We start from the raw sequence: 9,630 nt of genomic DNA on the forward strand, positions 1-9,630 counted from the left end.
ATATTCATTCAACGCTTTATATTCAATACTATTTTTCTTACGTTTTGCCTGATATAGTAATTCATCAATTTGCTTAACGATATCGCCTTGTAATTCTTGATTACAGTAAACGCCACCGATACTGATTGAAGGTTTGACAGTTGCTTCTTTAGTAACTTTCAAACTATTAACAGCATCTTTAATTTTGTGAAGGCGCTGGATGAAGGCTTCTTCATTTATTTTATGAAAAACAATTAAAAACTCATCACCACCATAACGAACCACTGCATCACATTCACGTGATAAAGAACGAATTATATCGACTAATTTTTTTAAAACGATATCCCCTGCTATATGTCCATAAGTATCATTGATCAATTTAAAATTATCAACATCTAATAAAGCAACTCCATCGCCCTTACTCGTTAAACCTTTTAACTGTTCTTCATAATAATTACGATTATATGCTTTAGTAAGGGAATCAAGATATAACCGCTCATTTAAACTGCTGATTCTTTCAATAAACTCATTTTTACCATAAGCTTCAAAAAGAGCATCATCATTTGATTTAATTACCATTTCAATAATATAAGGACGACTATCTACTTCAATATATTTAGAAACAATAATATAAACGTCACTGTCAACAAACTCATATTTAATAACCTGTCCTTTTTTAACATAAGCTTTTGCTGAACTACAATTATGACAACGATTTTCTTTTTTCCAAAAAGCAAAACAAGCATGAGGTTCAATACATAATTCATCGTTTTTGCCAATAAAATATGTTTTAGTAGTAATAACATCTACAATTCTTACTTTATTAAAAACTTTATTTAATTGTTCAATTAGTATTTTCAACTCTGTTGTTGTCAATTAAATTCCCCTCTTCCAAATAAATATTTAACCAAAAATATTTCCCCATAAAATTACAAACTGTCCCTCATCTATTATTTTTAAACTTCGTTTTTTATTATAACACGAATTTTATTTTCATAAATATCAATCTTAACAAATAAAGACTATTTATTCATTTTTTGCTTTTATATCCATTTCTTTTTACCCCAACAATACTTTTACATTATAACAAAATATGTTATTAAATGACAAGTTGTTATATTTAATAATCATTATATTTTCTAAAATAAGTACAATAATAATCAAGTGAGGTGCTACTGATGAGCAATATAATTGATTACAAGAAAATTGGAACTAGAATAAAAAACGCTAGAAAAGCACAGGGAATTACTCAAAAAGAAATATGTTCTGATTTAAATATTAGTCCTTACCATTTTTCCAAAATTGAGAATGCTCATGTATCAGCGAGTCTTGAAAGCCTAGCTGAAATAGCAAATTACCTTAATTTGGATCTGGATTATTTGTTAAGCGGTAGTTCAATGCTTAATAAAACTTATTTAGACGATGAAATGGCAATCATATTTAATAAATGCACTAAAGAACAAAAACGGATGATTATTGAAGTAGCTAAAGTCATTATGCAAAGTGAAATAAAAAGTGTACCTACTATTCAAAGATAAAGTAAGTACACTTTTTTATCATTGCTGTATGCTTCAATCTTCGTTAACAATACACCAGTATATTATTTTGGCTACTAATAATACGTGTTAATGCAGGTAAATACAACATAGTTTGATTAAAATGCAAATAAAATAAAAAAGCTAAAACCCAAGTAAAATCAAGGATTTTAGCTAATTTTCTAATGGTCTCCCCTTAGGGATTCGAACCCTAGACCCACTGATTAAGAGTCAGTTGCTCTGCCAGCTGAGCTAAGGAGAGATGACAAATATTATATTACAACAATCTAAGTAGAAAAGCAAGTGAAAAATAATGAAAAAAAGATATAGCTATGATATAATTAAGAAATGAATGGGGTGATTTGGTATGTTTTACAAACAAAGTATCAATAATATTAAAGTAGCTATCTTATCATTAGATGGGGGATTATTAGATTTAAATCGTTTGCGTTATAATTATTTTAAAAGAATCTGCAAAAAACATAATTATGATATTACCAAAGAAGAATTCGAAAAATCATTAGGTAATATGAAAACTATGTACCAACAATTTCCAATTAGTGATAATTATAGCAGTGATGAAATTAATGATGTTATTGAACGTGATTTATTTGAATATGCCAAGTTAAAACCGGAAGTACTAAAAAAAGAAGGAACTGAAGAATTATTACATTTTTTAAATCAGCGCAAAATTAAAGTTGCTGTAGTATCAACTCATAAAATTAAAAATGCAATTCGTTATTTACAACTTACAAAATTATACAATCAAATTGATTTTATTATCGGTGGTGATAATGATTTAGAAAAATTGCCTGATCCTGAAGTTTTGACTACTACTTTAGAACAGCTAAATTGTAAAAGCAATGAAGCAATGTTAGTAGCTAATTTTCCTAATTTATTATACGCCGGTAATCAGTGCTTGATGAACATAATTTATTTAAACGATTTATGCAATGCTGATGAAAAAATAATTCCACGAGTATACAAAATTGCTAAAAATAATTTTGATGTTATCAATGTATTTCTTTTTTCACCATACGACACAATGGAAATTTATTCGCCATTATTAGGAATGTCTGCTGACATGAATTTGGAAACTTTAACCCAGACATATCATCGTCTTTTAGAAGAATATCAAAATGATAGTCAATTAATTGAGCTCGTTCGCGATACTTATCATTATTTTTTAGGCCAGATTGTAAGCGAAACTGATGTTTCTAAGATAGATTCTGTTGACTTTGATAATCAAAGTGATAATCAGCTAAATTCTAATGATACTGCTGATAACGATTTATTAACAGCATTAAAAAAACAAAAAAACACAAAAACTACTGATTTAAGTAAAATGAATCAATTGATTGATCAAATTAATGGAACAACTACAAATAAAGAAACTAAACCAATAAAAAGACATCCAAACAGAAAGCAAAAAACCATTTGGCTACGTTTAGCTGACTTTGGTTATAATTTAGCTATTGATGCAATTGTTTCATTTATTTTCTTGCTTTTATATGTTTGTTTTGATGATTTTATTAATGGACCAGGTATGCTTGCTGGAATAATCAGTTCAATAATTGATACATATATTATGATTGCTTTTGCACCATTTATTTTAATTTTTAATGGTTTACATAGTATCCTAGATATTATTCCAAATTTTCAACAGATTACTGCTGGAAATCAATTTTTTTCCACTTTAACGATCCAGTTTATTTTTGCAGTTATTTTTAACATTATCATTGTATATATATGCAAATATATTTATCAATTAATTAAAGATCATGGAGGCAATAATGAAGATTTTTCAAAAGATCAATGAAACTGATATCAAAGTTTCCCACTTCTTTGTAAAATTTTATCATCATCATTTTTTAAATAAATTGATGATATTTATTGCAGGCAGTGGTGATTTCGGGATGATTTGGCTGGCAATCATTTTGTTACTTAGTTTAAATAGCACGACTAGAGTGCTTTCACAAAAAATGTTAGCTGCCTTGCTTGCAGCAACTCTCGCTGGTCAAGTCACAATTAAATCACTAGTTAAAAGAAAGCGTCCTTGTCATACTTTTAAAGATGTTAAAATGTTAGTTCCTGTTCCTAGTGACTATTCATTTCCTTCAGGTCATACAACTTCCAGTTTTGCTTGTGCAGTAAGTATTTATTTGTTTAATCCAATAGCTGGAATAATATTTATTTCTTTTGCGATTTTGATGGCATTTTCGCGTCTTTATCTTTTTGTTCATTATTTAAGTGATGTTGTTTTTGCTATACTGCTAGGAACTACCATTGGTATAATTATTGCTTTAATATAAAAAGTACCACATTCGTGGTACTAATACATCAGTGCTAATAATAGTACTGCAATACAATTTTTTAATGAATGTAATAAGATAGGCGCGAAAATCGTCTGTCTTTTTTCATAAGCAAAAGATAATGAAAAACCAACTGTCATATAAGGAATCAGCTTGATCCACTCACTCATATCACCAGCAAGAATATAACTATAGACATGCAATAATCCAAATAAAAATGCAGAAACGATATGGGCCAAAATTATATTTTTTTGTCTTAAACTATTAAATATTAACCCTCTAAATAACATTTCCTCAACAAATGGAGCAATTATTACTGTTTGAATAAACATCAGCGCAAAATTTGACTGTACTAAAGCTTCAACTAAAACTTGATTAGTTGCTTCACTGTCACTAGTTTGCAACAATAAATTTTGGATCATTTCTCCAACAAATGACAAGCCATAAGATACTAATAGCCCAATAGTAACTACCCAAATAATATTTTCAGTAAGATTATTTTTAAAAACCCTAAAATTTTCGTAAATAAAGTTTTTAAAAACCAAAAAGAGCGGGATGGCTACAACGATACCAACCACTAAATTATATATAACATTTAATCCATTAATATCAATATTACTACCAAAATAAACTAAATAAAGATTCAACAAAAAGTTAATAATTTTAGGAGCAAAATATAAATACCAGGGAAATAAAATAATCACCCCAATTGCTTTTTGTCGATTATTTAACTTTATTGTTTCTATAAAATTCAAACTAACACCTCATTAAACTATATTTTTATCTTCTAAATCAATTTCTTCATAAAATACTGCCAAGCAGACATTCAATTCCGCACTAAATAAATATGTAGTTATGATAGCCGCAATCAAATTAACAATAATTGTTACTGGAATGATCATCGTTACTGCCGTAAGCAAAAGTACCGCTAAAAAATACCAGCCAATATAAGATAAATATAAGACAAATAAAGCTCCTTTATGGCCTTTCATCAATCTTAACGATTCACTCATCGCCTTAATACCTTTAACATTATACTTTTCTAGTATGTAAGGCGTTAAAGCAAAACAGAGTGAATACATTACCATTATAACCAAAATAACGATAGTTCCTAAAACAATAATCCTTCTCAATTGATCAATGACAACTGCAAATACTGGATCATTTAAATACGCAGAAACTTGAAAACCATTTTTACTTACTTCATTAAATAAACTAATAATATTATTAATTCCAACATCACCAATACTAAACTTAGCAATTAGAGCACCAATAATAATTATAAATAATAATATTATACTTAAAAACACCTTATGGATAAAATAAGTAAAAAACAATTCTCGATATCTTTTAAACCCTGCCAAGCCATCTTGTTCAATTGAAATCTCATCACCACGTTCGTTAACCGTTTTTAAAGCAGTAACAATATTTCCATGACCTAATGGCAAGATAACAATTCCTGCTAGAAATGAAAAAAATGGGATCATGCTACCAATTAAATCAGTTAGATATTGTATCGCTGTTAATGTTACAGCAACAAAAATAAATACCGTCATTATATTACTACGATTCAAACCAAACGTACTTCTTGCTTTTGTTTTTATATCCCGAACATTCATCTTCAATACCTCCTTGACAATATTATAACAAATAATGCCAATAAAAGAAATTATTTGATATCTAAACTAGTTTTTATTGCCTGATTAATTCTTTCCATGATCTTACTATCAATCTGCCCGACTCTTTCTTTAATTCTTTTTTTATCAATCGTTCTAATTTGTTCCAATAAAACCACACTTCTTTTTTCTAATAAACTGCTATCAACCGTCACATGAGTTGGTAATGGATTTTTAGTTAATCTTGATGAAATCGGTGCAATTATTACTGTAGTCGAATAACGATTGCCTTTATTGTTCTGTAAGACAATCACTGGACGATAACCCCCTTGTTCACTGCCAATAACCGGTGATAGATCAGCATAATAAATTTCCCCTCTATGTATCATATCAACAACTCCTTTATTGCAATATATGATTAGTAATACAATTTATACCTAAAAATCATTAACTCTATGATTATTCTATGTTATGATTAATTAGTAAATAAATGGAGGAAGAAATATGATTGAAGCAGTAATATTTGATATGGATGGATTAATGATTGATAGCGAAAGAGTTACTTTTGAAGGTTACCAGCATGTACTAAAAAAAGATAATTTAACGATGAGCGAAGAAACATATAAAACTTTATTAGGCAAAACGGTTAAAGCCGTTTATGAATTGTTTGCTAGTGACTATGGGGATCAATATGATGTTGATCAGGTAATCAAGGAAGTACATCAATATATTGCCGACCGTTTTGAAAATGATGGGGTTCCTTTAAAAAAAGGATTATTAGAATTATTAAAATATTTAAAAGAAAACAATTATAAAACGATTGTTGCCACTAGCTCCCATCGTAGTCGTGTTGATCTAATTTTAAAACAGGCTAAAATAACTGAATATTTCGATGATTCTATTTGCGGGGATGAAGTAACTCATGGTAAGCCAGACCCTGAAGTATTTTTAAAAGCTTGTCAAAAACTTAATGTTAGTCCTGATAAAGCGTTGGTCTTAGAAGATTCTGAATCAGGGATCAATGCTGCCTATAATGCTAAAATTAAAGTAATTGGTATTCCTGATATGAAATATCCTGATGAAAAATATGTCCAAATGACTTATTCAATAATGAATGATTTATTAGAAGTTCGTGATTTTTTAATAAATCAAAAAAAGTAGAGAGCGTTCTCTACTTTTTCATTAAGTTATCAATTAAAGCTATGACCCGATTAGTATTATTACCATCATGATATTTAAAAAAGGTATGAGCAAACTTGTCAATTGGATATTGTTTATTAGCCTTAACTGCCTCAATCAATTCATCAATGCTTTGACAAATTGCTCCTGGCATCGTTTTTTGATAATCAACAAAACAGCCTAAAGTATCTAAATAATCATCCAGATCAGGAACAAAGAAATGCATTGGCTTATTAAGCAATGAATAATCAAAAATAATTGATGAAAAATCAGAAATTAACAAATCACTTAACGCAAATAATTCATGAGTATCTTCATTATTTAAATTAATGATTCGGGGATGACTAGCTAGTTTGGTATTTAATAATAACGGATGGAACTTATAAACCAAAACATACTCATCCCCTAATGCTTCTATTAGTTTCAATGCATCAAAAGCTACTGTTTTAAATCCGGTATATAAATTGCCCCGAAAAGTTGGTGCATATAAAATTACTTTTTTATCTTTTAAAACTGGATATTTTTTGATTAGTTTTACTTTACTATCGTTTAAATACTGTTTGTCAAATAAATGATCTACTCGTGGCATTCCCGTAGTAATAACATGATCACTAGCTATAGCAAAAGATTGATGATATGGTTCTTTCCAATAATCACTGTTACTAATAACATAATCATAGTTTTTAATTGGATATTCTCGTTTAATGGCATTACCAAACTTTTTGATAGCTCCAGTTGCATGCCAAATTTGTAACACGGTAACCCCCGGACGTTTAAAGTTACTAATTACATAATTATTATCAGTAATTAAAACCAGCTTAGAAGTATTAATAATATAAATTTGTTTAATACAGTTTAACATATACAAAAAATTATTTAATAAACTTTTTTTATTATAGTTGATCAATACTGTTTTTAACTGATAATTTTTATTTTGGACTAATTTTTCATAAATTAATTTTAGATCACTTTCTAGCTGACTAGATTCTAGTGACACAAAAGCAATCTGATTAGTCTTAATCTTAAACCGTAAGACAAAAATATTACTAATTCTTAAAATAATATTGATAATTACTTTTTTTATTCCCATTATCTCACCTGCTTAAATAAAATATCAATTACCCGTTTACTAGCATTTCCATCTTCATGATTATTAAAACGCTGGTTAAATGCTGTTAACCTTGAATAATCATAATCATTATTTGCAAGAGCAGTTAATAATTCATTTTCATCTTCAATTATTGCTCCTGGTAAATCTTGATAAATATCTAAATAAAAACCGCGTAATTCATCACGATAACTATCTAAATCATACATATAAAAATAAATTGGCCGATTTAAAATAGCATAATCAAAAAATACACTAGAATAATCAGTTACTAGAATATCAGCGATTAAATATAATGAACTAATATCCGCCTGAGGATCAATATAATAAACAAAATCTTTAACACTATCTAAATCAAAATCATTAATGATCAAATAGTGCGGTTTGAAAACAACAATATATTCATTTCCTAAAGCTTCTTGCCATTTTTTAAAATCAACTTCTAATTTAAACGTATAACCTTTTAGATTATATGAATTATCCCGCCAAGTTGGCGCATACAAAATAATTTTTTTATCATCAGGTAAATTTAAATCAGCCTTGATTTTTTGAATTTCTTCTTGATGATAATTTGATAAAATATCATTACGAGGATATCCCGTTTCAATTAATCTTTCTTTATTAATAGCAAAAGCACTTTGAAAAACTTCGGTTGTAAAACTGCTAGGACTAATCATATAAGTATATTTACTAACATCATTATCATAAGTTGAACGCATTTCTTCAACTGACATTTCACTACGATAAAAAGTTGTCCCTTCTGGTACTTCAATATCATGAGCTAATTTTTTAAGCGGTGTACCATGCCAGGTCTGTAAATAAATCTGATCTTTTTTCTTTAACACATATTTTGGTAATTTACAATTAGCAATCCAGTATTTTGACCTAGCTAAATAAAAGAAATAAGGAATACTAAAATATTCAATTATTTTGGCATTAGGAATCGTTAAGTTTTTTTGACGATGATGCTTGATGGCAAAAATACAACGATAATTTTGATATTCACGATGATTAGTAATATATTGGTGTAATGCTTTAGGATTATCACTATAACCGCGACCATGAAATGAAATAAATAAAATTGTCTGTTTATCGCTAGGAATAAAACGATAAACTAATCGATAAGTAATCCTAATTATTTTCCCTAAGATATTTTTTATCAGTTTCATTTCTTAACCTCCTAGAAAAATAAGGGGTAATGCCCCTTATTTAAATACTTCTTCAACAACTCGTTTACTTGCATTTCCATCTTCCCACAAGCAAAAACGCTGATAGAACTGTTGATATTTTTCTTGATATTTTTGGTTTAACTGATCAAGATGTTTGATTTGATCAACTACTTCCTCACTGGTATAAACAAGTGGTCCAGGCAGTTCAGTTTCCATATCAATATAGAAACCGCGTAAAACATCACGATATTTATCTAAATCATAGGTGTAGAACAATAATGGTCGTTTTAGATTGGCAAAATCGAAAAACACACTTGAATAATCAGTAATACAAATATCACTAATTAAATAGATTTCAGTAATATCATCATATTTACTTAAATTAAAAGCAAAATCCTCTAAGCCCGTAACATCTAAATTATCTGCAATATAATGGTGAGTTCTTAATAAAACTACATATTGATCACCTAATTCTTGTTTCAATAAATCTAAATCTAGTTTTAATTTAAATTTATAACGCCCGTTACCATAATATTCATCATCACGCCAGGTTGGAGCGTATAAGATGGTTTTTTTATCTAATGGAATCCCTAATTTTTTCTTTAACTTTAAAGCAATCTCATCACGATTTTTGGCTGATAATAAATCATTTCGAGGATATCCCGTTTCTAACATATTACCATCATACATAAAACAGCTTTTAAAAATATCGCTAGAAAATTTATTAGGGGC

Annotated in this window: 11 protein-coding genes and 1 tRNA gene; 4 read left to right on the plus strand and 8 right to left on the minus strand. The window is 28.4% G+C overall.

From position 1 onward, the window contains the following. Positions 1-855, minus strand: an 855-nt coding sequence (locus tag J7M77_RS04970) for a GGDEF domain-containing protein (protein WP_296876619.1), incomplete at its 3' end; no start/stop codon positions are given. 302 nt (positions 856-1,157) lie between these two features. Between J7M77_RS04970 and J7M77_RS04975 the strand changes: the two genes are divergently transcribed. Next, complete coding sequence (locus J7M77_RS04975; RefSeq protein WP_296876621.1) at positions 1,158-1,517, plus strand: helix-turn-helix domain-containing protein; 360 nt, start codon at positions 1,158-1,160, stop codon at positions 1,515-1,517. A 183-nt stretch (positions 1,518-1,700) separates the two neighbouring features. Here J7M77_RS04975 and J7M77_RS04980 read toward each other — a convergent pair. Next, a tRNA-Lys gene (locus tag J7M77_RS04980) sits at positions 1,701-1,776 on the minus strand. A gap of 105 nt (positions 1,777-1,881) precedes the next feature. Between J7M77_RS04980 and J7M77_RS04985 the strand changes: the two genes are divergently transcribed. Both J7M77_RS04985 and J7M77_RS04990 read left to right on the plus strand, forming a co-directional pair. Further along, positions 1,882-3,333 carry an HAD hydrolase-like protein gene (locus tag J7M77_RS04985; protein WP_296876623.1) on the plus strand — a complete coding sequence of 484 codons (1,452 nt, stop codon included), beginning with the start codon at positions 1,882-1,884 and terminating at the stop codon, positions 3,331-3,333. Next, on the plus strand, positions 3,308-3,826 hold the full coding sequence (locus J7M77_RS04990) for a phosphatase PAP2 family protein (RefSeq protein ID WP_296876625.1): 519 nt from the start codon (positions 3,308-3,310) through the stop codon (positions 3,824-3,826). The genes J7M77_RS04985 and J7M77_RS04990 overlap by 26 nt, the downstream gene beginning before the upstream one ends. A 20-nt stretch (positions 3,827-3,846) precedes the next feature. Here J7M77_RS04990 and J7M77_RS04995 read toward each other — a convergent pair whose 3' ends face one another. Genes J7M77_RS04995 through J7M77_RS05005 form a run of 3 tightly spaced genes read right to left on the minus strand, consistent with a single transcriptional unit; the run spans position 3,847 to position 5,831 of the window. Further along, on the minus strand, positions 3,847-4,581 hold the full coding sequence (locus J7M77_RS04995) for a CPBP family intramembrane glutamic endopeptidase (RefSeq protein ID WP_296876627.1): 735 nt from the start codon (positions 4,579-4,581) through the stop codon (positions 3,847-3,849). A gap of 12 nt (positions 4,582-4,593) precedes the next feature. Further along, on the minus strand, positions 4,594-5,445 hold the full coding sequence (locus J7M77_RS05000; protein WP_296876629.1) for a DUF975 family protein: 852 nt from the start codon (positions 5,443-5,445) through the stop codon (positions 4,594-4,596). Between the two features lie 50 nt (positions 5,446-5,495). Beyond that, a complete protein-coding gene (locus tag J7M77_RS05005; protein WP_296876630.1) occupies positions 5,496-5,831 on the minus strand; it encodes a type II toxin-antitoxin system PemK/MazF family toxin in 336 nt (111 codons plus the stop codon). 115 nt (positions 5,832-5,946) lie between these two features. Between J7M77_RS05005 and J7M77_RS05010 the strand changes: the two genes are divergently transcribed. Beyond that, positions 5,947-6,603: an HAD family phosphatase gene (locus J7M77_RS05010; protein WP_296876631.1), complete on the plus strand. Its 657-nt coding sequence runs from the start codon at positions 5,947-5,949 to the stop codon at positions 6,601-6,603. 10 nt (positions 6,604-6,613) lie between these two features. On the opposite strand, the gene J7M77_RS05015 is transcribed toward J7M77_RS05010, so the two are convergent. The 3 genes from J7M77_RS05015 to J7M77_RS05025 form a co-directional block, all read right to left on the minus strand. After that, positions 6,614-7,711, minus strand: coding sequence for a CDP-glycerol glycerophosphotransferase family protein (locus J7M77_RS05015; protein ID WP_296876633.1), 1,098 nt, complete (start codon positions 7,709-7,711; stop codon positions 6,614-6,616). Continuing rightward, a complete protein-coding gene (locus tag J7M77_RS05020) occupies positions 7,711-8,898 on the minus strand; it encodes a CDP-glycerol glycerophosphotransferase family protein (protein ID WP_296876635.1) in 1,188 nt (395 codons plus the stop codon). The genes J7M77_RS05015 and J7M77_RS05020 overlap by 1 nt, the downstream gene beginning before the upstream one ends. A gap of 36 nt (positions 8,899-8,934) precedes the next feature. Further along, positions 8,935-9,630: CDP-glycerol glycerophosphotransferase family protein (locus J7M77_RS05025; protein WP_296876636.1), on the minus strand; the 696-nt coding region annotated here is incomplete at its 5' end.

The organism is Thomasclavelia sp. (assembly GCF_017889095.1).
In the GTDB taxonomy this organism is placed as follows: domain Bacteria; phylum Bacillota_I; class Bacilli_A; order Erysipelotrichales; family Coprobacillaceae; genus Thomasclavelia.